We start from the raw sequence: 19,884 nt of genomic DNA, 5'->3' as shown, positions 1-19,884 counted from the left end.
GGGATTCAGATCAGCCGCAGGGTCACGTCAATGTTGCCGCGCGTGGCCTTGGAGTAAGGGCAAGTCTGGTGCGCGGCGTCCACCAGCGTCTGGGCGACCGCAGGCTCCAGCCCCGGCAGGCTGACGTTCAGGCGCGCCTGCAGGAAAAACGCATCGCCGGTCCTGCCCAGGTCGATTTCGGTTTCCACCGCCACGTCGGCTGGCAGCCTGATCTTCAGCGCGGCAGCCGCCTTGCCCATGGCGCCGATGAAGCAGGCTGACCAGCCAGCCGCCAGTAGTTGTTCCGGGTTGGTGCCGCTGCCAGTCGAGCCGGGTGGTGACAATTTGATGTCCAGATTGCCGTCCGAACTGCGCGAGGCGCCATCGCGTCCGCCGGTGGTGCGGGTCTTGCCGGTGTACAGCACGGTGTCGATTTGATTAATCATGAGAATGCCTGCCTGTGTGATTGGAATCGGAGGGAAGGTTCCGATGGCCCACACATTTGCATCGGCATGTACCCGGGATGTGTCCTGCAACAGGGGGTTATGTATCGCTGTGTAGCGGGTGTCCATGAACGGAGCGGACGAATGCCTGCCTCACACCCACTTGAACTGCGCCGGGAACCTTGCAACGAAACGGGTTCCCGATTCGACGCTCGAGGAAACGCTCAAGGTCCCATTGTGTGCCGTCGCAATTTGCGAGGCGATGTACAGCCCCAGACCCAACCCTTCGTTACGTTGTCCTGCTTCGGCCCGGGAAAAGGGTTCGAACAGCAGTGGCATCAATTGCGCTGAAATCGGCGTGCCCTGATTGGTCAGTGAAATCACGATATCGTCGTTTTCCGCGTAGACCTCAAGAGTAATGGGAGCCGCCGTCGAGCCGTGGGTCGCCGCGTTGCTCAGCAGGTTGGACAGCAACTGACTGATCCGCAGCGGGTCGCAATAAACGCCGGCCGGCACATCCAGCGAATGGATGAACGTTGCGCGGGGATGGGAAGCCTGGACCTCTGCAAGGGTCATTGCCAGCGTTGCCTGCAGGTCGTCCACGAGTTTGCGCTGCACCGGGATCCCGCCGCCGAGCCGTCCACGGGCGAAGTCCAGAATGTTTTCGATCAGCACACCCATGCGCATCGAGCTGTTGCGGATCGCCGAAATCAGGTTGAGCGAGCGTTTGTCTTCGGTTTTGGTTTCCAGCAGATCGGCACTCATGCGAACAGCGCTCAGCGGTGTTCGCAAGTCATGGCCCAGCACAGCGATGAACTGCTCGCGCAGCCGGCCCAGCTCATTGGCGTCCTTCAACTCATTTCGGGTGGCCTGAAGATGACTCTGAGTGTCGAGACTCATCGCAATCAGTTGAGCGAAGAGGGTGAGGGTTTTCGCAATGGCCGGCTCGTCCAGATTCGCCGGGACCGAGTCGATGGCGCAGAGCGTGCCGAAGAAATCGCCATTGGCCCTGATGATCGGGATGGAAATGTAACTCTCCAGGCCATAGGTCCGGGGCGTATGGTGCAGCGAAAAGATCGGGTGAGCAGCGGCGTGCCCGAATATCACCGGTTGCCGGTGTTGGCGGATCTCGTGACAGATGGTCGATTCGAGGACCAGTTCGCCACCGGGTTCGAGCCCGAACTCAATGGAGTCATCGACCGCGCACGCCACCCATTTCTTGTCGGTAACCCTGGCGACCGCCGCGAAGCGCATGCCGGTCAGGTGTTTGACCATGCTCAGGATCACCGGTACCGCATCGATGCTGCGGATGGCTTCAATATCGAGTGCAAAATCTGGGTGAGTCATGGCGTGGGCTTCGGAATGATTTTGCTCAGAGACTATCGTTAATCGGCAAACCTGACCAATCGGGTTTGGCCCGAGTGCCAGCCAGTCCTTCAGGGTCGGGCGATTGCCGGCGGCGCAAGGCACAGGCCGAGGCCGCCGGGATCATCAAGGCTTGCTGACGCTTACTGCGACTTGAAGGTCAGGACCGTGAAGGTATCGGGGTGAAACACCGGGTCGGGCTTCGGTTGCTCCCGGCTCGGTGCAGGCTGGGTGAAGTCGGCCGTGAACAGGTAGGCCTGCCCGCGTTTGGCATCCAGCACCATGTTGTGCGCCCATGGCCGGGTACCGACAGTGCCAAGCAACTGGTACTGCCCTTGATCGTCGCGCTGGACAATCGTGAGGCTGGCGTCTGCGCCGCTGGGCACCAGCAACTGGTCTTTCACGGGATCGTAAGCGAGCGCGTTCACGGCGCGGCCGATGGGCAGGGTGTTCAAGGCCTTGCCCGTGGTCAGGTCTGCGACCACCAGAATCGGGTCACCCCCCCGGCAGGCCACGAACAGGCGTTGGCGCGGCTCATCCACGGCCAGTGCGCTGGGCTTGCTGCAACCTTTGAAGGTCCAGAGTTGCTGATGCTCAAGCTTCGCACCGGATAGCACGGCGACTTGATCTTCATCGCGCATGGGGACAATGAAATGGCCGTTTTCGAGGATCACCGGGCCGTCGAGCTTTTGCGCCGGCACATCCACTGCATCCGTCAGGCGATCGCTTTTCGGATCGATCAGGTACAACGTCGAATGATCGCCGCGCCGGCCACTGGTGACGATCAACCGGTCGCGGCTGGCATCGTAGACAAGATTATTGAGGTTGCCGGAATCGAGCTTGAGCCGCTGCAGGACTTGCAGACGATCCAGTGCCACGATCCCCAGCGTCCCGTCCATGTTGGCGACATACGCCCGGTTGTGCTCAGGCACGAAGGCGACGGCGTTGGCACCGGCAGAGTTGTCGAGCGTCTTCACCAGGCGTTGCTGTTCGACGTCGAACACCGACAGACCGTTTTCGCGGCGGGCCACGAACAGTTGCGCGCCTTGCGGTTGCAGTGCGGCGAAGCCCCAGCTGTGACCGTCGCCGGGTAATTGCGCGGAGGCGCGAAGGGAATACAGCAGCGGTGCGTCGGCCTCGGCATATTGAGCACCCGACAAACAGACTGTCAGGATGGCAAGCGTTCGCCAGGTTTTTGCAAATACCATTCAAAACCTCAACATCTCAGTGTTCTGCTGGGGAAGGGGGGGGGGAACGGCTTATGCCCGATCCATCGCCTCATCCAGCCTTTGATCCTCACCCAGAAAACCACCGCTCTGATGCTGCCAGAGTCGCGCGTAGGTGCCGTTTCTTTCCAGCAGTTCGGCGTGGGTGCCTTGCTCGATGATGCGGCCCTCATCCATGACAATCAGCCGATCCATGGCCGCAATCGTCGACAACCGATGGGCGATGGCGATGACGGTCTTGCCCTGCATCATTTCATCGAGGCTTTCCTGGATGGCGACTTCGACTTCGGAGTCCAGCGCACTGGTGGCCTCGTCGAGCAGCAGGATCGGAGCGTTCTTGAGCATCACTCGGGCGATGGCGATACGTTGGCGCTGGCCGCCCGAAAGCTTGATGCCGCGCTCGCCCACCAATGTGTCATAACCGGTGTGACCCTGGCGGTCGCTCAGTTGGCTGATGAATCCATCGGCCTGGGCACTGATCGCGGCGCTGCGGACCTGTGCATCGGTGGCGTCCGGGCGACCGTAGGCGATGTTGTCGCGAATCGAGCGGTGTAGCAGGGACGTATCCTGAGTGACCATGCCGATGGCGCTGCGCAGACTGTCCTGCGTCACCTGCGCGATGTTTTGCCCGTCGATGCGAATCGTACCGCTGTCGACGTCATAAAATCGCAGCAGCAGGTTGATCAGTGTGGATTTGCCGGCACCGGAGCGGCCCACCAGACCGATTTTTTCCCCGGCGCGGATGTGCAGGCTCAGTCCGTCGAGCACCTGACGCTCGCCGCTGTAGTTGAAATGCACGTTGTCGAAGGTCACGGCGCCGCCCGCTGGCACCAGCAGGCCAGCGCCGGGCGCATCCTGCACTTTCGGGCCACGGGTCAGGGTTGCCATGCCGTCCTGCACGGTGCCGATGTTTTCGAACAGCGACGTCATCTGCCACATGATCCAGTGCGACATGCCATTGATCCGCAGCGCCATGGCGGTGATCGCCGCCACAGCCCCCGCACCGACCTGGCCCTGGTGCCAGAGCCACAGGGCATAGCCGCCTGCGCCAAGGATCAGTCCGACCACCAGCGCCTGATTGACGATCTCGAACTGGCTGACCAGCCGCATCTGGCGAAACCCGGTCTGCTTGAAATCTTCCATCGCCGCGCGTGCGAAGTGCGCTTCACGGTTGGAATGCGAGAACAGTTTGACGGTGGTGATGTTGGTGTAAGCGTCGGAAATGCGCCCTGTCATCGAGGACCGTGCATGGGCCTGTTCCTGCCCGACCTGCCCGAGGCGCGGCACGAAATACAGCATCGCCAGCCCGAACAGGGCGACCCAGGCCAAAAAGGGCAGCATCAGTTTCAGGGCAAAGCCACCGGCCAGTGCGATGATCGCAATGAAGTAAACGCCGATACCGGGGGCGATTTCGATGAGGGTGAACAGCACTTCGCGCACAGCCAGCGCGGTCTGCATCACTTTGGTCGTGACCCGACCGGAGAACTCATCGGAAAAGAACGAAAGGCTTTGCCGCAGCATCAGGCGATGGAAGTCCCAGCGCAGGCGCAGCGGCAGGTTGATCGCCAGAATCTGGTGCTGCACCATCGTGCGCAGCGCCACCAGGCCGATGCTGGTGAGCAGCACGATGGCGATCCCCCACAGCACTCGACGTTGTTGTCCGCTCACTTCGCCACCGGCCTGCCAGGTCGAGAGCAGGTCAACCACTTGCCCGAGGAAGGAAAACAGCCAGGCTTCGTAGATCGACACGCTGGCACTCAGCAGCGCCAGCGCAAGGACGTAGCCACGGGCGCCGCGGGTGCAGGCCCACAGGAATCGCATCAGGCCAACCGGCGGAGGCGGGGCTTCGTCGGGCGGGAAGGGGTCGAGCCTGCGTTCAAACACGCGAAGCATAGAGGTCTCCGAAATGATCAGGTTCAGGGGAGTATGCCATCTTCGTCGCTGGCCCCGGATAGGAGGACAACGATCACTCGGCGGTCTTTGACCGTCGGTCAGTTCTCCATACTATCCAACAGGGTAGAGACTATTTTTTGTGACCGGGCCAGTGAATTGACAGCAACGCTTCACAGGCGATCACTTGAGCTGAGCCCAGCGACGTCGATTTCAGGATGGATCTTGATTGAGGCGCGGAGCATCGTTCGTGCGATGCGCAACGGAGCCCCTGCGCCTTTTTTCTTGTTAAGGAGAACACAGATGGCAATCAATCGAGTACTCGAAACCTCAGATAAAACTGCGCTCGTCGAAGCCGAGGTGTACCGCTGGTACAACCTCTTTTTTCCGTGGTCACGCGGCATGTCCTCCCAATCGGAAGGCGCCATAAAACCCTTGTACGACGCACTGGCGGACGATTTTCGCGTGGTGCTCACGGATGGTCAGATCATGGAACGCGCCGACTACTGGGAACGACTCTGGGGCTTGCATGGCAAGCGTGCCGGAAGCCCTGAATCGCACATCACCAATCTGTCGATCACGCCGCTTCCCGGTGGCTTCTTCCTGACGGTGTTCGATCTGGTCAAGGAAGGGATTACCAAGAAGAAAGTCGACTCGGCGCTCATGCGGCTGGACGATACCTCTCCATCGGGCATCTCGTGGATTTACGTCCACGAAAGCGAGCATGAGAGGGCGGTCGCGTAAGCTGCTCGACGCCTGTTTGGTACGCCGGTCGCGGTGTTTCACCGTGACCGGATCGTTCGCGTGTGCAGGGGGCACAACGGGAGAATCAGATCTCGTCGCGGACCTGCATCAACGCGAACCCCAGCAGATTCAGGCCTTGCCACAGGTTGGGGTTGCTCGCGTTTTCGTGGTCCTGGGCGAGCCCGATGCCCCAGATGCTATCAACCGGACTGGCTTCAACGATGATGCGCGAACCGGTCTCCTTGAGGAATGCATTCAACTCCGGGTTTTGGGAGAACTTGGCCTGGTTGGCCCGGACGACAATCTCATATCGGTGTTGCAGCCAATCGTGCTCGTTGAATCCGTGCACCTTGCGACCAAGTGCTTTGGCTGCGTTGGGTGTCGGCGCCTGGAGCACCTGAGCACGGATGTCCTGATCGCCGAACAAGGCTGCTTTCTCAGCCATCATGAAATGTTCGGCCGTTGCGTAGCGTTGCCCGTCGACAACGAATTCGGCTTCGAACCACTGGCTGAAACACGAAGCGGTGACGCCGTGCTTGCTTCGCTGGTGTCCCCAGAAAAACATATATTCAAGCGCCTCTCCCGCGTTGAAGCGGGAGCGAAGGTCTTCCAGATACTTTGAATCTTGCAATGAGGCTTCCTCGGCAGTTGGCTTTGAGGTGGGAGGTTTACCACGATGTATCAGGTTAATCTCGATCAGTGGGTTTACTTGTCTTTGTTAGCGCACAGTCTGCTCTGTCACGCTTTGCCAAACCCAAACAATGAACGCAGCCAGCCTGTCGACTTCCGTTCATAGAAGGGCGTGGTTTGTTTGAGGAAGTAATCGCTGAGGCCTGAATCTCCGTCGTGAACGCGGTACAGATCCACGGCTTCGCCATCCGGAGCAGTGTCCCCGGCAACGTTGCCGGCTTCGCGCATGACGAGCTCAATATCGCCGTCCGCTTCGATACCAATGACCAGATGAGGCTTTTGATCAATCGATGCGTCATGCATCAATGCCAGAAACGCACGCTTCACGTTGTGATGTTTGGCGAGTAGTTGAGTGAGCGAGTTGACCATTTTCGAGGGATATTGCGAAGGCTGTCCGAGCAGCACTTGGGTTTCTTTTTCGATCGTGCGCTGCACCGGCTTTTGGCCGATTTCGTCGGAGAGCAGATGGCGCACTTCCTCCGGGAAAAACTCTTTCCCGTAAGGAGACTTCGGATTGAGGAATAGCGGGGTGCCCAGCGTGATTTCAAACAGCGATCTGGCCGGGATCTCGATATAGGACTCTTCGCTGTCTATGGATTTTCGTAGCGTTTGCAACGACGAAAAAAACGGGATGACCGCGGAGCCGTCGGGCTTTTGCCAATGCGCGATGCTGATGTTGCTGCCTGCCTCAAGGTTGACTGGGCCTTCGCCAGCGTCGGTTTTGCCAAGAATGTAGATAGTGGAATTCAACAGTGTCTTGAAAAATTCGGGTCGGTGGGCCGGTTCGTCCGCCGCCAGCCTGAGTGACTTTTCGAGGGTGTTTTCTTGCTGGGAATCCATGATGTCCATCGGCCGTTCCATCAAAACAGACAAAAAAGTGAGTGGCAAAGCGCGGGTAGTTTTTCACGCAGCTGTGAAAACAGGAAGAACACAAGCCTGATAAATCTGCAGCATAAGGAAGCCGATACCACGAGATCTGCCTCTACTTCACTTCATTCGCGCACCATAGAAGTGGTTGAGCAGTATCAGCTCAAACACAGCTACAAAAGCGCACAGCACGAGAAAGCCAGGACTGAAGACACGCTTGCGGCCGGATGAGCTTATATCCATCCAGTTAGCGCCTGAATCGCCGGAAGTCAGCAGCAGGAACGCTATCCAGGCACAGGCCAAAACTTTGCCCCAGAAGCCGAGATTTCTGAAAGAGGTCATTCGTGTTTTTCCGTATGCCGCTGGATTCGGCAGATCTTTATCTGTTGGTTAGGCTTGAGAAAATAAAGGGGGCCAGTCCTCATAGAAAGAGCCGCCTATAGGGATCGGGTTGCCATCCATGTGGTATGCAGCCCATGCCAGTAGGTGTGCCATGCGTTCTGCACCAACTGGTGACAGTCCGCAAGACTCTTGAACTTCGCCTAGTCGTGCTCGGCAAACATCGAGGTGGCGTCGAACGCCTGAAAACCCGCCAAGATAGAGATAGAACTCGTCGAGAACGATGCCCACGCCTGGAACACCATAGGTGCCCGCTACACCTGGAGCCTCGTCGTATATGGCCTTCACATCATGACCTTCCAGGATTGCGACCGCGGTTAGTACCTCGCAAAAGGTATCTTTCATGCTGTTGCTGACCCAGAGGTCATAGCTGTTGCCAATAATAATGGGCGCGCCCATGAGTCTTATCCTGATTTTGCTAATGGAACGATAATAAAGGTTTTTATTTTAAGGAGAGGGTGCAGGCGCTTTTCTCCAGACGATAGGCGAAAGTAGAACTACCGCTATAAGAAACGCCACCTGAGACAGGTAGAACAGCTCCAGCCACTGGTGATTCAAGGCAACGTAGTAGGTGTTGAGGGCGACGTCCGCCAGAATGATTGCTGCAGTCAGGAAGATTCCAGCCCTGGGCTTTATGAGCAGCAGCGCTGCCAGCGGGTCCAGAAACGTAAGCGCTGCCCAGAAAATGCGGCTGGCCCAAAGAGTGCTCGGCCCATATCCGTAATCCCAGAACAGCCCATGCTGGAAATCCGCTCGAATGTGATTGGTAGTCGCCACCAAAAGACAGCAGGCGAACAGAATTCGGATGGCGAATGACAGCCTTGTCATGGATTACTCCTTTTTCTGAAGGGCCGCCATGATGAGCGCAGATTTTTCAGAACGCCAGAAACGACAAAGCCCTGAATAATCAGGGCTTTGTCGTATCAAATATGGCGGAGGCGATGGGATTCGAACTCATGGACCTGTTACAGTCGACGGTTTTCAAGACCGTTGCCTTAAACCACTCGGCCACACCTCCGTTGCGTTGCGGGCGCCATAATACCTGAATGAAACACACTGTCAAACTCTGTGCATGGCTTGTTACAGAGCGTCTGTTATGATCTTTGCGACTGAACGTTTCAAACCAACAGGAGTGTCGCCATGCGCGAACAGGATTACGCAGTTCACAACAGCGTGCAGGCTGAGCAGCTAGAGGTTAGCCGCGTCCTGCGCAACACTTATGGCCTACTGGCGCTGACCCTTGCATTCAGCGGCGTGATGGCTTTCGTAGCTCAGCAGATGCGTGTTGGCTACCCGAACATTTTCGTGGTGCTGATCGGCTTCTACGGGCTGTTCTTCCTCACCAACAAACTCCGTGATTCGGCCTGGGGCCTGGTGTCGGCGTTTGCCCTGACCGGTTTCATGGGTTTCCTGCTCGGCCCGATCCTCAACCGTTACCTGGGCATGCAGGGCGGCGCTGAAGTGGTCAGCTCCGCGTTCGCGATGACTGCACTGGTCTTCGGTGGTCTGTCGGCTTACGTGCTGATCACCCGCAAGGACATGAGCTTCCTCGGTGGTTTCATCACCGCCGGTTTCTTCGTGTTGCTGGGTGCCACACTGGCGGGCATGTTCTTCCAGATCAGCGGCCTGCAACTGGCGATCAGCGCAGGTTTCGTACTGTTCTCGTCGGTCTGCATTCTGTTCCAGACCAGCGCCATCATCCACGGCGGCGAGCGCAACTACATCATGGCGACCATCAGCCTGTATGTATCGATCTACAACCTGTTCATCAGCCTGTTGCAGATCTTCGGCATCATGAGCCGCGACGATTGATTGGTTGAATCGGCGTTAACAAAAAACCCGCGAAAGCGGGTTTTTTGTTGTCTGCGAAAAAGCGGACAGGGCTCAGGCGATCAGTTGATCTCTATGCTGCCGTCGGCATGTTGCTTGTAAATCGTGTAGGGCAACAGAAACGTATCCAGCACCCCGGAAACGGCTCCGTCGACCACCAGCCCAATGGACGGGTTCTTGTAGTTGAACGCATCGACGTCATCCGGTTTTTCGGCGTGCAGCATGCAGAAGTCGTACGTCACGCCGCTGTAGATGCGCGGTACGGCGCCGCAGTAGGTTTTATTTGCCTTCAACTGTTCCACGTTCGATTTATCGCTGAGCACCACAGTCTGTATGGTCCCGCAACCAGCCAGCATCAATGCCGCCAGTATCACTGCCTGAATTTTCATGCCGCGAATCCTTCGCCGGAAAAAGCCCAATCTACGCCGCTCACGCCATCGGGGGCAATCGACGCTTGACCGGTGTTTTCTTCACGATTGCGGTATTTGTCTCGGCCAGAGTGTTGAGACGGTCGAGCAGGGTGTCCAACTGCTCCATCGAGCGTACGTGCAGGCGGGCGATAAAGCAGTCCTCGCCGGTGACCTTGTCACACTCGGTAAACTCGGGAATCGACAGGATCTGCCGCTCCACCTCCTGCAACTGCCCCGGCAACGGCCGTACCCGGACGATGGCCTGCAACTGGTAGCCGAAGCACTTCGGGTCGATTTCCACCGTGTAGCCCTTGAGCACGCCGCGCTCTTCAAGGCGCCGCAAGCGCTCGGCCACGCTTGGGGAAGACAAGCCGCTGATTTGCGCCAGGGCCTTGAGCGAACGCCGGGAGTCTTCCATCAAGGCCCCGATCAGGATCTGGTCGATATCATCAGTCATACAAAACTCCGGTATTAGGCGAATAACCCAAACAACCCTTGATAAAAAAGGCAGAAATCGAGTTTAGCCTGCTTTTTGCGCTGGAGAAGGCCTTGGCTCGCTTGGCATACTTTTGCCACGTTTTCGACAAATGCCAAGGAGATTGATGATGGACAACCCAATCCGGCGCGGCTCATTTGAAATGACCGCTGCCATGCTGATATCAGGGACGATTGGCTGGTTTGTGTTGGTGTCAGGCCAACCAGTGCTTGACGTGGTGTTCTGGCGCTGTGTCTTCGGCTCCGGCACCTTGCTGCTGATCTGCGCCGCATTCGGCTTTTTGCGCCCGGGCATTCTGACTCGCACCACGTTCCTGCTGGCTGTGCTCAGCGGCATGGCGATTGTCGGCAACTGGGTGCTGCTGTTCGCCTCGTATTCCCGGGCGTCGATTGCCATTGGTACGGCGGTTTACAACGTGCAGCCGTTCATGTTGGTGGGATTGGCCGCCCTGTTTCTCGGCGAAAAAATCACCGTGCAAAAGCTGTTCTGGCTGGGTGTTTCCTTTCTTGGGATGCTGGCAATCGTCAGCGCTCATGGCGGGAAGGGCGAGAGCGGCAACGATTACCTGCTGGGGATCGCCCTGGCCCTCGGCGCAGCGCTGTTGTATGCCATCGCCGCGCTGATCATCAAACGCCTGACCGGCACGCCGCCACACCTGATCGCATTGATCCAGGTCTGCACCGGAGTGTTGATGCTTGCGCCGTTCGCCCACTTCAGCGCGCTGCCGCAGGCGCCCAGTGCCTGGGCCAGTCTGGTGACGCTGGGCATCGTTCACACGGGCCTGATGTATGTGCTGCTCTACGGCGCAATCCAGAAGCTGCCGACCGCACTGACTGGCGCTCTGTCGTTCATCTATCCGATTGCGGCGATTTTCGTCGACTGGTTTGCCTTTGGCCACCAACTGCAAACTTTGCAATGGATTGGCGTGGCGGCGATTCTTCTGGCCGCCGCCGGGATGCAACAGGGCTGGGGCCTCAAGTCGCGGCGGCTGGCAGCGCAATAAACCTCAGATGTTCCAGCGCGGTGCGGTCTTCGCCAGGCGCTGGCGCATTTCGCCGATGTTGGAGGCCAGTTGTCGGGTCAGTAAACGGTACCCGTCCAGCGGGCTATAGACCGGCGCGTCGAGGTTGGCGGCCGGCAATTCCACCGGGCGCCCGAGACGCTGGGTTGCACCGGTTTTCAGGGCACGGGCCATACCGATCAGTTGCACGCGGATCTGCCGGTGCTCGGCCTTCAGTGCTGATTGCAGATGCGCCATGGCTTCAGGATCGCTGGTGTCCGGCCGGGTATTGCCGAGGATTTCCAGGGTGCTGATGCACATGCGCAGGTTGCGCTGGATCGCATCCAGCTCGGTCATCGAGACCTTCACTTCCTTGGACACCGACGGCATCAGCGAACGCAGTTGCACCATCACCGTGTTCAGTCGGCCCATCAGTTTCAAGTGTTCATCGGCCGAAACCGCTTCACCGCTGATGATCCGCCCATACACCGTGGCGCAATCACGCAACGCATCGGCAAGGTTGTAGCGCCACGAATACACCGCATACAGGGGCAACGCGAAGGAAAAAGCCAGGGCCAGGGCGATACCGATCAGAATATCGACCCCGCGCCACAGCCCGTCGGTGATCGGGTTGTCGCCATGCCCGGCGACAATGAAAACGGTGATGGCCGAGAGCAGGGCGGTGTAGCCGCCCTTGCCGATGGCGTGATACGAGAAGAATCCGCACACCACCGCCATCGCAAAATACGTCAGCCACGGCATTCCAAGCCACGCCTGTTGCGCCACCAATAACAGACCGACGCCGGCACCGATCAAGGTGCCGGTGGCGCGCTCAGCGGCTTTCTTGCCGATGTTGCCGTGGTGCTGCAAACCGCCGATGACCACCAGCATGGTCACCGACGCCCATTCGCCGTGGGGCAGGTTGATGCCGGTGGTCAGCAGGATCGTAGCCAGCAATCCCAATGCTACCCGCACCGCGTGGATCGTTCGTGCATGGCGGTAGCGACGGTACGGGTCCAGCAGCGGCCGCAGGACCCGCCGCAACAGCGGCGGCCAGCGGTGGGGGCTGAAAGTGCTCAGCGGTGATTCCTCCTCAGAAGATGTAATCGGTGGCGATGAAGTTCGAATCCCGCCCGCGAATGATTTCGCTGATCAGATCCTTGTTGGGTTCCTGGAATTTGGTCGCCACCAGCGTACGGATCGAAAACACCCGCAGCGCATCGTGTACCGACAGCGTGCCTTCGGCGGAGTTCTTGCGACCGTTGAACGGGTAGGTGTCCGGGCCGCGCTGGCACTGGGCGTTGAGATTGATCCTCCCGACCTGGTTGGCGAAGGTGTCCACCAAACGGCCAACGGCCACCGGGTTGGTACCGAAGATGCTCAGTTGCTGGCCGAAATCAGACTCCAATACGTAGTCAATCACGGTATCGAGGTGACGGTACGGCACGATCGGCACCACAGGACCGAACTGTTCTTCCTGATAAACGCGCATCTGCGGCGTCACCGGGTACAGCACCGCCGGATAGAAGAACGATTCCCGCGACTCGCCACCATTCGGGTTGACCACCTGGGCGCCTTTGCTTTGCGCGTCGGCCACCAGCCCGTGCAGGTAATCGACCTTGCCCGACTCCGGCAGCGGCGTAAGCGACACGCCGCTATCCCAAGGCATACCCGGTTTGAGGCTGGCCAGTTTGGCGTTGAATTTCTCGATGAAGCTGTCGACCACATCCTCATGCACGAACAGGATCTTCAGCGCGGTGCAGCGCTGGCCGTTGAACGACAGGGAACCGGTAACCGCTTCGCTCACCGCGTTATCCAGATCCACCTCGGGCAGGACGATGCCGGGATTTTTCGCATCCAGCCCCAGCGCCGCGCGCAAGCGGTGTGGTTTCGGGTGCAGTTTCTTCAGGTCGCTGGCGGCCTTGTTGGTGCCGATGAAGGCAAAGATGTCGATCTTGCCGCTGGCCATCAGCGCGCTGACGGTCTCGCGGCCGCTGCCGTAGATCACGTTGATTACACCGGTCGGGAAGCTGTCGCGGAAGGCCTCAAGCAGCGGACGGATCAGCAGCACGCCGAGCTTGGCCGGTTTGAACACCACGGTGTTGCCCATGATCAGCGCTGGGATCAGCGTGGTGAACGTCTCGTTCAGCGGATAGTTGTAAGGGCCCATGCACAGCGCCACGCCGAGCGGTACGCGGCGGATCTGGCCGAGGGTGTCTTGTTCCAGTTCGAAACGGCTGGAGCGGCGGTCGAGTTCCTTGAGCGCATTGATGGTGTCGACGATGTAATCACAGGTGCGGTCGAACTCTTTTTCCGAGTCCTTGAGGTTCTTGCCGATTTCCCACATCAGCAGTTTCACCACGGCGTCGCGCTGTTGGCGCATGCGCCCGAGGAAAGCTTCGACGTGCTGGATACGTTCGGCCACGCGCATGGTCGGCCAAAGTCCCTGGCCCCGGTCGTATGCACGCACGGCGGCGTCGAGGGCGGTGAGGGCGGTGTCGGCGTCCAGCAGCGGCGTGCTGCCGAGGATCACTTGTTCGTCGCCATTTTCACCGTGCAGATAGACCGGGCTGCGCACGGTGGCGAGCGGGCCGTCCCAGCGGCGCAACTGGCCATCGACCAGGTATTCGCGTTGCTCGACCTGACCGTCGAGGCGGTATTTTTCCGGGATGTCGCTGACAGAAGGGAACAGATTGCCAAGGATGTTTGCTGTGGTCATGTCGCTACCCCGCGTGTCATTGAAAAAGTCTGTAACGGTTATACGCCTGAATGCGCCGAAATTTAAACCCGCAAATGTCACGCGAATGTCACTCAAAAGCGCAGGGCAGAGGGCTTGGCAAACTTCCCGGCGTTTTTTGTGTTTTTACCCGATCAGAAGCTTGGTCCTGACTGTCCCCGGATGCCCCCTTCGCTGGCCCGCAATGCCCTCAACGCACTTGCGTCGCTGCCTTAAGGTGTGATCACAACAATAAGTGACACCCCACGCGAGGATCGTTATGCGGGCATCCCGAATCACCTTGCCGCTGATGCTGGTCGCTGCACTGGCCGGCTGCGGCGACGACCCCAACCCCCCGGCCAGCACTAACAACGCCGTGCCCAAAGACCCGGCACTGGCGCAGATCTACGCCAACAGTTGCCAGCTCTGTCACGCCAATCCCGCCGCAAATGCGCCGTTGACCGGTGACCGCAAGGCCTGGGAACCACGCATCCAACAGGGCGCCGACACGCTGCTCGACCACGCCATCAACGGCTACAACGGCATGCCGCCGATGGGCCAGTGCGTCGAGTGCTCGGAAGAACAATTCCTTCAGTTGATCGGCTTCATGGCCGACCAGCCGCTCCCACAATAAGGATCCTGGCATGCCGATAGATCTGACACGCCGGCAGTTGTTGCAACGGGCAAGCATCGTCGGGGCGTTCAGCGCGCTGGCTTCCAATCCGGCGCTGGGCCAGTTGATGCGCGCGCCCCGGCTGATTCCCTGGCGCAACTGGTCGGGCGGGCAGAGTTGCCTGCCGGCGGCGCGGGTGGCGCCGAAGAATCTGGATGAACTGACAGCGGTGATTCAGCAGGCCCCGGGCAAGATTCGTCCGGTCGGCTCGGCGCACTCCTTCAGCGCTTTGGTGCCCACCGACGGCACGCTGTTGTCGCTGAGCTACTTCAACGGTCTGCTCGACCACGACCCGAAAACCCTGCAAGCCGAATTCGCTGCCGGCACGCCGATGTCGCGTATGGGCACGCCGCTCAAGGACATCGGCCAGGCCCTGCAAAACATGGCCGATATCGACTACCAGACCCTCGCCGGGGCGATTTCCACCTCGACCCACGGCACCGGAAAAACCTTCCAGTCTTACTCGGCCCATGTCTGCGGGATGCAACTGGTCACCGCCAGCGGCGAGGTGCTGGACTGCGACAGTCAGCGTCATCCCGAAGTGTTCAACGCCGCCCGGGTGTCCCTCGGCGCGCTGGGCGTGGCTACCAAAATCCGCCTGCAGAACCGTCCGGCCTATCGCCTGCGCGAGCGCCAGTGGATCGCAAAAACCGAGGAGCTGCTGGAAGACATCGACAAGAACACCCGTGAAAACCAGCATTGGGAAATGCTCGTCGTCACTCATTCCGACTACGCCTTGTCGATCGCCCTCAACGAAACCACTGACCCGCCCACGCCGCCGATTCCGCCTGAAGAAGAGGGTGGCAACGAGTTCGTGACCCTGATCGAGAAGATCGACAAGTACGGCAGCGATTTCCCGGGCCTGCGCAGCTCGTTGCTCAACAGCCTGCGGCATCTGGCGAGTTTCGATGACCGGGTCGGCGATTCGTTCGACATCTACGCCAACGTGCGCACGGTGCGCTTCAACGAGATGGAATACTCGGTGCCCGCCGAAAACGGCCCGACCTGTCTGCGCGAAATTCTCAAACTGATCCGTGACAAGGACCTGCGCACCTGGTTTCCCATCGAGTACCGCTACGTCAAGGCCGACGACATTCCGCTGAGCATGTTCGAAGGCCGCGACAGCTGTTCGATCTCGGTCCACCAGCATTACCAGATGGACCATCACAACTTCTTTGCCGCCGTCGAGCCGATCTTCTGGAAGTACAACGGCCGCCCGCACTGGGGCAAATTGCACACGCTCAATGCCCGCACGTTGCAAACGCTCTATCCGCGCTGGCAGGAATTCATTCAGGTACGCCAGGCGCTGGACCCGAGCGGCAAGTTTCTCAACGGGCATCTGTCGTCGATTTTGGGGGTGAGCTGATGGCGGTCAATCGACGTAATTTCGTTCTGGGTACGTTAGGTGTCGGCGCTTTGCTGGTGGGCGTGGGTGCGTGGCTGCGGCCGGGGGATCGCGGCGGGCCCTATAGCGACTATTTCCGGGCGCTGAACAATGAACTCAAGACAAAAGGCCCGATGCGCCCGGTGCTGCTGATCGATCTGGATCGGCTGGATCACAACATCGATGTGGTGATGCGGTCGGTCAAACGCAGCGGCAAACACCTGCGGTTGGTGGAGAAGTCGCTGCCGTCACCGGGCCTGCTCAGCTACATCGGTCAAAGGGCGGGGACGCAGCGACTGATGTCGTTTCATCAACCGTTTCTCAATCACGACGCACAGGTTTACCCGCAGTCCGACATTCTGCTCGGCAAGCCGCTGCCGGTGCGTTCAGCGGAGTTGTTCTACCAGACCCACAAAGGCCCGTTCGACCCGGCGAAGCAACTGCAATGGCTGATCGACAATCCCGAACGCCTGCAGCAATACCTCGCGCTGGCCCAGGGATTGGGCACCCGGATGCGGATCAACATCGAGCTGGACGTCGGACTGCACCGGGGCGGCGTCAGTGACCTTAACGTGCTTGGACAGATGCTTGCGCTGATCGCCGCCAACCCGCAGCACCTGGAGTTTGCCGGGTTCATGGGCTACGACCCGTTCGTGGGCATGGGCGTGCCGGGGATTCTCGGCTCGCCTGAAGAACTGTTCGCCAAGGTGATGGTGATTTATCAGCGCTGCGTCGACTTCACCCGGCAACAGTATCCGGCGTTGTGGCATGACGGCTTGTGCCTGAACACCGCGGGGAGTCCGAGTTACCGCATGCATGAAAACGAAAATCTCAGCAGCGAAGTGTCGGTGGGCACGGCGATGCTCAAGCCGACTCATTACGACTTGCCGTCGCTGGTCGAACACGAGCCTGCCGCGTACATCGCCACGCCGGTTTTGAAAAGCACGGGGGCGGTGAACATCCCGGCGCTGGATGACAAGTCGAAACTGTTTTCGTGGTGGGACACCAACCAGCGCCAGACCTTCTTCATCTACGGCGGCAACTGGATGGCCGAGTTCGAATCACCGCCCGGATTGCAGAGCAATGGCGTTTACGGGCGCAGTTCGAATCAGGAGATGGTCAATGGTTCGAATGCCGTGGGGCTGACGGTGGAGGATCAGGTGTTCCTGCGCCCGACCCAGACCGAGGCGGTGTTGCTGCAGTTTGGTGATTTGCTGGCGGTGCGCGGCGGCAAGATTGTCGATACCTGGCCGGTGTATACCTGAAGGTTATTCGGGTTTGAATCCCGGCAGGCCTTGGGATATGCGCCATTCTTTCAGGGTTCTTGTGATTCCTTGCGCAGAATCATCCGCACCGTCATCCGGGTAGAAAATCAGGTCGGAGCCAGCAGGGTGTTCGCAGATTGTATTGAAGTGGTGCACGAGCGAGTTTTCGTCCTCTTCGCTTTCTTCGTTCCCCTGGATGCGTTGTAACAAGCGGATGAACTCGTCTTCTGTGTAATCAGAAATGCTGGCTTTTATGAACGAGTCGCTCATTTTTGCTTGAACCCTTGCAAACCTCGGTCACTACGCCATTGTTTCACTGTCCGTGCGATACCTTCCGGGGAACTGTCCTGCCCGGGCTCTGGATAAAAGATCAGGTCAGTACCTTCAGGGTGGGCCGCAAGCATTCTGAATTTCGCCAGCATATCGCCTAGCACCTCATCAGAATCAGATCTATTGATCGCGATAATCTGTTGGATGATGTCAATGAACTCGGCTTCGGTGACGTCCGAAATGCTTTTCATGAGTCCTTGAATCGGTGCATACCATTTAGCACGCAATAAGCATCGATCGTTCGCACTATGCCATCGGGAGACTCATCGGCACCAGCTTCCGGATAAAACAGCAAATCACTTCCGGCCGGGTGTGGCACGATTTTGTTGAAGTGGTCTACTAAAGAGCCTAGCTCGTCCTCTGTTTCAGCCTCCTCAATAGAAACAATCAACTCCTTGAGTTCCTGCCTGGTGTAGTCGCTCAGAGTGTCCCTCATTCTTGCTTGAATCCCGGCAGGCCTTGGGATATGCGCCATTCTTTTATGGTTCGGGTTATTCCTTCCGCTGAGTCATCGGCCTCGGGCAGCGGACGATAGATAAGGTTCATCTTCTCCGGATGCCCGACGATCTTGTTGAAGTGGCGAACCAGCAAGTCGGCGCGGGTATCAGAAGGCGCCTGGTCCTCCTTGAATATTTCTTCCAGAAAACTAACGAACTCGCGCTCCGTGTATTCAGAAATGTTGTTTTTGATAAAGGGATCCTTCATTTTCTTTCCTTAATTCTGATGTACGTCAATGTGGTTTCGAGGTGTGTTAACTCGCATGTTATCGACGTCGTAAACCGGACCACCCTCTGAAATCAGCTCCACGTGATGTATCTCATGCGAGATCCTTGAGCCTGCCACATCCGAAATATCGACACGCGGGGCTTTTCCTGCTCGCATACGATCCAGATCCCTGCGCGAAAACTGGGAACTCAATTCCGGCCTCTTCGATACGGCGGTCCAGAACGCTCGTCGGAATGCATCGAAGCTGGAGAAGCGACGTCCTCTTAATTGACTGGCCATATTGGTTGGAATTGGCGCTCCGAGTCCGGAACGGGCAGTGTCGAGCCATCGTCCCTCCACATCCTCACCCACCCCCGTCACAACCCCCGGCTCATACCGCGTACTGAGCACCACATAAATCGGTGCCAGCCCCGCATCCGCCGGAAACCAGACGATCGCGTCGTGATAATCCGGCGGATGCTGCGGATTGACGAGGATGCGGTCGGTCTTCTCGCCCGGCGGATAGACCCAGATCGTCGGCAGTGGCGGGGCGCCTTCAAGGGCCGGGATGGGTGGCGTGTCGTCGGGATTGGCGGCAGGTGTCCAGATCAGGCCGATGCCGTGGCCGAGGTCGGCGACGAAGTGTTCGCCTTCTTGCCGGGCTTTGATGATCGGGACGAACTCCCAGTCTTTCTTGCCACCCGTGTAGAAGCCGTAGGCGCTGATTGAACCGTCGGGCAGTGTCTTGGCATTGAAGCGCACGCGGGTGCGGCCGCTGGTGAGCAGCGCGTACTGTTCGCTGGTGTAGAAGGCGCTGTCGGACGAGGCATCCGTGTTGGGGATCAACAACGCCAGCGTGCCGACGGCACTGGCGCCGCTCAGCAGGCTGAGCCCGAGTGACCCGCCGAGTCGTTGGGCCAGCGCTCGACCGGTTCCGGAGCCTGCCACCCATTTCAATGGCACGCCTTCAGCGCTGATCGGTACCTGGCTGCCGAGAACGGCCCACTGACCGTATTCGGCCAAGCGTTCGGTCGGGATGAAACCGGCCGGATTTTTGTGATCTATCACGCCGTCCGAAAGGTTGCAGCTTTTGGCGAACACACAACCCCGGCCGGGCGCTTGCGGACGCTGCTCGATCTGGCGCAAGTGCCGATCTTCATACGCCTGCTGGCGGGCGATCATTGCGTCGTAGGTCGCTTGCCGGGCTTTGAATTCGGCCAACTCGGTCTGCGTCATGTCGCGGGGAATGAGCCTGCCGTTTCCGCCACCGGCCATTCCGCCGCGATACTCCCAGACCTGGGGAATGTCCTTGTCCCGCGCCATGGTTGTTTTTCTGCATGTAACCGAAGAAGCGCGAAACCTAACCGGGACGCTCCTGACCTGGCGTTAGGACGTTTCCTAAATGCAGCGCTGAAATTTCCTGTTTCGCGGTGTTGCTGCGGCTACCTCAAACCTCACTCGATTTCTGTAAT

24 protein-coding genes and 1 tRNA gene are annotated in these 19,884 nt (G+C 58.8%); 6 read left to right on the top strand and 19 right to left on the bottom strand.

Features of this window, described 5'->3' with window-relative positions; genetic code table 11:
• Positions 1-5: 5 nt before the first annotated feature.
• The 4 genes from ACW9HX_RS10960 to ACW9HX_RS10945 all read right to left on the bottom strand — a co-directional run bounded on the left by ACW9HX_RS10960 (position 6) and on the right by ACW9HX_RS10945 (position 4,906).
• Positions 6-425 (bottom strand): organic hydroperoxide resistance protein, encoded by a 420-nt coding sequence (locus ACW9HX_RS10960; RefSeq protein ID WP_457380607.1) that lies wholly within the window; start codon positions 423-425, stop codon positions 6-8.
• Between the two features lie 150 nt (positions 426-575).
• Positions 576-1,769 (bottom strand): GAF domain-containing sensor histidine kinase, encoded by a 1,194-nt coding sequence (locus ACW9HX_RS10955; protein WP_457380606.1) that lies wholly within the window; start codon positions 1,767-1,769, stop codon positions 576-578.
• Between the two features lie 161 nt (positions 1,770-1,930).
• Complete coding sequence (locus ACW9HX_RS10950) at positions 1,931-2,947, bottom strand: YncE family protein (protein WP_457380605.1); 1,017 nt, start codon at positions 2,945-2,947, stop codon at positions 1,931-1,933.
• 99 nt (positions 2,948-3,046) lie between these two features.
• Complete coding sequence (locus ACW9HX_RS10945) at positions 3,047-4,906, bottom strand: ABC transporter ATP-binding protein (RefSeq protein ID WP_457380604.1); 1,860 nt, start codon at positions 4,904-4,906, stop codon at positions 3,047-3,049.
• 300 nt (positions 4,907-5,206) lie between these two features.
• Here ACW9HX_RS10945 and ACW9HX_RS10940 point away from each other — a divergent pair, with 300 nt between their 5' ends.
• Positions 5,207-5,647: a hypothetical protein gene (locus ACW9HX_RS10940; RefSeq protein ID WP_457380603.1), complete on the top strand. Its 441-nt coding sequence runs from the start codon at positions 5,207-5,209 to the stop codon at positions 5,645-5,647.
• An 85-nt stretch (positions 5,648-5,732) separates the two neighbouring features.
• Here ACW9HX_RS10940 and ACW9HX_RS10935 read toward each other — a convergent pair whose 3' ends face one another.
• The 6 genes from ACW9HX_RS10935 to ACW9HX_RS10910 all read right to left on the bottom strand — a co-directional run bounded on the left by ACW9HX_RS10935 (position 5,733) and on the right by ACW9HX_RS10910 (position 8,621).
• On the bottom strand, positions 5,733-6,278 hold the full coding sequence (locus ACW9HX_RS10935; protein ID WP_457380602.1) for an NADAR family protein: 546 nt from the start codon (positions 6,276-6,278) through the stop codon (positions 5,733-5,735).
• 107 nt (positions 6,279-6,385) lie between these two features.
• Positions 6,386-7,186, bottom strand: a complete 801-nt coding sequence (gene sseB / locus ACW9HX_RS10930; protein WP_457380601.1) for an enhanced serine sensitivity protein SseB — start codon at positions 7,184-7,186, stop codon at positions 6,386-6,388.
• Positions 7,187-7,324: 138 nt separating this feature from the next.
• Positions 7,325-7,546: a hypothetical protein gene (locus ACW9HX_RS10925; protein ID WP_457380600.1), complete on the bottom strand. Its 222-nt coding sequence runs from the start codon at positions 7,544-7,546 to the stop codon at positions 7,325-7,327.
• 48 nt (positions 7,547-7,594) lie between these two features.
• Positions 7,595-8,002 (bottom strand): hypothetical protein, encoded by a 408-nt coding sequence (locus tag ACW9HX_RS10920; protein ID WP_457380599.1) that lies wholly within the window; start codon positions 8,000-8,002, stop codon positions 7,595-7,597.
• 48 nt (positions 8,003-8,050) lie between these two features.
• Entirely contained in the window at positions 8,051-8,431 is a 381-nt protein-coding gene (locus ACW9HX_RS10915; protein WP_457380598.1) for a hypothetical protein, read from the bottom strand.
• A 102-nt stretch (positions 8,432-8,533) separates the two neighbouring features.
• Positions 8,534-8,621 (bottom strand) — tRNA-Ser (locus ACW9HX_RS10910).
• A gap of 122 nt (positions 8,622-8,743) precedes the next feature.
• On the opposite strand from ACW9HX_RS10910, the gene ACW9HX_RS10905 reads away from it, so the two are divergent.
• On the top strand, positions 8,744-9,415 hold the full coding sequence (locus ACW9HX_RS10905; RefSeq protein ID WP_003224442.1) for a Bax inhibitor-1/YccA family protein: 672 nt from the start codon (positions 8,744-8,746) through the stop codon (positions 9,413-9,415).
• Positions 9,416-9,495: 80 nt separating this feature from the next.
• Here the strand turns inward: ACW9HX_RS10905 and ACW9HX_RS10900 are convergent, their stop codons facing one another.
• Both ACW9HX_RS10900 and ACW9HX_RS10895 read right to left on the bottom strand, forming a co-directional pair.
• Positions 9,496-9,822, bottom strand: coding sequence for a YceK/YidQ family lipoprotein (locus tag ACW9HX_RS10900; protein WP_457380597.1), 327 nt, complete (start codon positions 9,820-9,822; stop codon positions 9,496-9,498).
• A 40-nt stretch (positions 9,823-9,862) separates the two neighbouring features.
• Positions 9,863-10,300 carry an Lrp/AsnC family transcriptional regulator gene (locus tag ACW9HX_RS10895; RefSeq protein WP_064381847.1) on the bottom strand — a complete coding sequence of 146 codons (438 nt, stop codon included), beginning with the start codon at positions 10,298-10,300 and terminating at the stop codon, positions 9,863-9,865.
• Between the two features lie 148 nt (positions 10,301-10,448).
• Between ACW9HX_RS10895 and ACW9HX_RS10890 the strand changes: the two genes are divergently transcribed.
• Positions 10,449-11,342: a DMT family transporter gene (locus ACW9HX_RS10890; protein WP_457380596.1), complete on the top strand. Its 894-nt coding sequence runs from the start codon at positions 10,449-10,451 to the stop codon at positions 11,340-11,342.
• Between the two features lie 3 nt (positions 11,343-11,345).
• On the opposite strand, the gene ACW9HX_RS10885 is transcribed toward ACW9HX_RS10890, so the two are convergent.
• Both ACW9HX_RS10885 and ACW9HX_RS10880 read right to left on the bottom strand, forming a co-directional pair.
• A complete protein-coding gene (locus tag ACW9HX_RS10885) occupies positions 11,346-12,386 on the bottom strand; it encodes an FUSC family protein (protein ID WP_457380683.1) in 1,041 nt (346 codons plus the stop codon).
• 46 nt (positions 12,387-12,432) lie between these two features.
• Positions 12,433-14,058 (bottom strand): NADP-dependent glyceraldehyde-3-phosphate dehydrogenase, encoded by a 1,626-nt coding sequence (locus tag ACW9HX_RS10880; RefSeq protein WP_457380595.1) that lies wholly within the window; start codon positions 14,056-14,058, stop codon positions 12,433-12,435.
• Between the two features lie 277 nt (positions 14,059-14,335).
• Between ACW9HX_RS10880 and ACW9HX_RS10875 the strand changes: the two genes are divergently transcribed.
• The 3 genes from ACW9HX_RS10875 to ACW9HX_RS10865 all read left to right on the top strand — a co-directional run bounded on the left by ACW9HX_RS10875 (position 14,336) and on the right by ACW9HX_RS10865 (position 17,377).
• Positions 14,336-14,689 carry a c-type cytochrome gene (locus tag ACW9HX_RS10875; protein WP_457380594.1) on the top strand — a complete coding sequence of 118 codons (354 nt, stop codon included), beginning with the start codon at positions 14,336-14,338 and terminating at the stop codon, positions 14,687-14,689.
• 76 nt (positions 14,690-14,765) lie between these two features.
• The gene (locus ACW9HX_RS10870) at positions 14,766-16,094 is read left to right on the top strand and encodes a D-arabinono-1,4-lactone oxidase (RefSeq protein ID WP_457380682.1); all 1,329 of its coding nucleotides are present in this window, start codon (positions 14,766-14,768) and stop codon (positions 16,092-16,094) included.
• A gap of 74 nt (positions 16,095-16,168) precedes the next feature.
• Positions 16,169-17,377 carry a DSD1 family PLP-dependent enzyme gene (locus tag ACW9HX_RS10865; RefSeq protein ID WP_457380681.1) on the top strand — a complete coding sequence of 403 codons (1,209 nt, stop codon included), beginning with the start codon at positions 16,169-16,171 and terminating at the stop codon, positions 17,375-17,377.
• A gap of 3 nt (positions 17,378-17,380) precedes the next feature.
• On the opposite strand, the gene ACW9HX_RS10860 is transcribed toward ACW9HX_RS10865, so the two are convergent.
• Genes ACW9HX_RS10860 through ACW9HX_RS10840 form a run of 5 tightly spaced genes read right to left on the bottom strand, consistent with a single transcriptional unit; the run spans position 17,381 to position 19,735 of the window.
• Positions 17,381-17,647 (bottom strand): bacteriocin immunity protein, encoded by a 267-nt coding sequence (locus ACW9HX_RS10860; protein WP_457380593.1) that lies wholly within the window; start codon positions 17,645-17,647, stop codon positions 17,381-17,383.
• Entirely contained in the window at positions 17,644-17,898 is a 255-nt protein-coding gene (locus ACW9HX_RS10855) for a bacteriocin immunity protein (protein ID WP_457380592.1), read from the bottom strand. The genes ACW9HX_RS10860 and ACW9HX_RS10855 overlap by 4 nt, the downstream gene beginning before the upstream one ends.
• A complete protein-coding gene (locus ACW9HX_RS10850; RefSeq protein ID WP_192560762.1) occupies positions 17,895-18,143 on the bottom strand; it encodes a bacteriocin immunity protein in 249 nt (82 codons plus the stop codon). Before ACW9HX_RS10850 ends, ACW9HX_RS10855 begins: the two co-directional genes overlap by 4 nt.
• Complete coding sequence (locus tag ACW9HX_RS10845) at positions 18,140-18,412, bottom strand: bacteriocin immunity protein (RefSeq protein ID WP_192560763.1); 273 nt, start codon at positions 18,410-18,412, stop codon at positions 18,140-18,142. The genes ACW9HX_RS10850 and ACW9HX_RS10845 overlap by 4 nt, the downstream gene beginning before the upstream one ends.
• A gap of 9 nt (positions 18,413-18,421) precedes the next feature.
• Positions 18,422-19,735: an S-type pyocin domain-containing protein gene (locus ACW9HX_RS10840; RefSeq protein WP_457380591.1), complete on the bottom strand. Its 1,314-nt coding sequence runs from the start codon at positions 19,733-19,735 to the stop codon at positions 18,422-18,424.
• Between the last annotated feature and the right edge of the window lie 149 nt (positions 19,736-19,884).

This window comes from Pseudomonas sp. SDO52101_S400, assembly GCF_054071635.1.
This window is presented reverse-complemented; position numbering and strand designations above follow the sequence as displayed.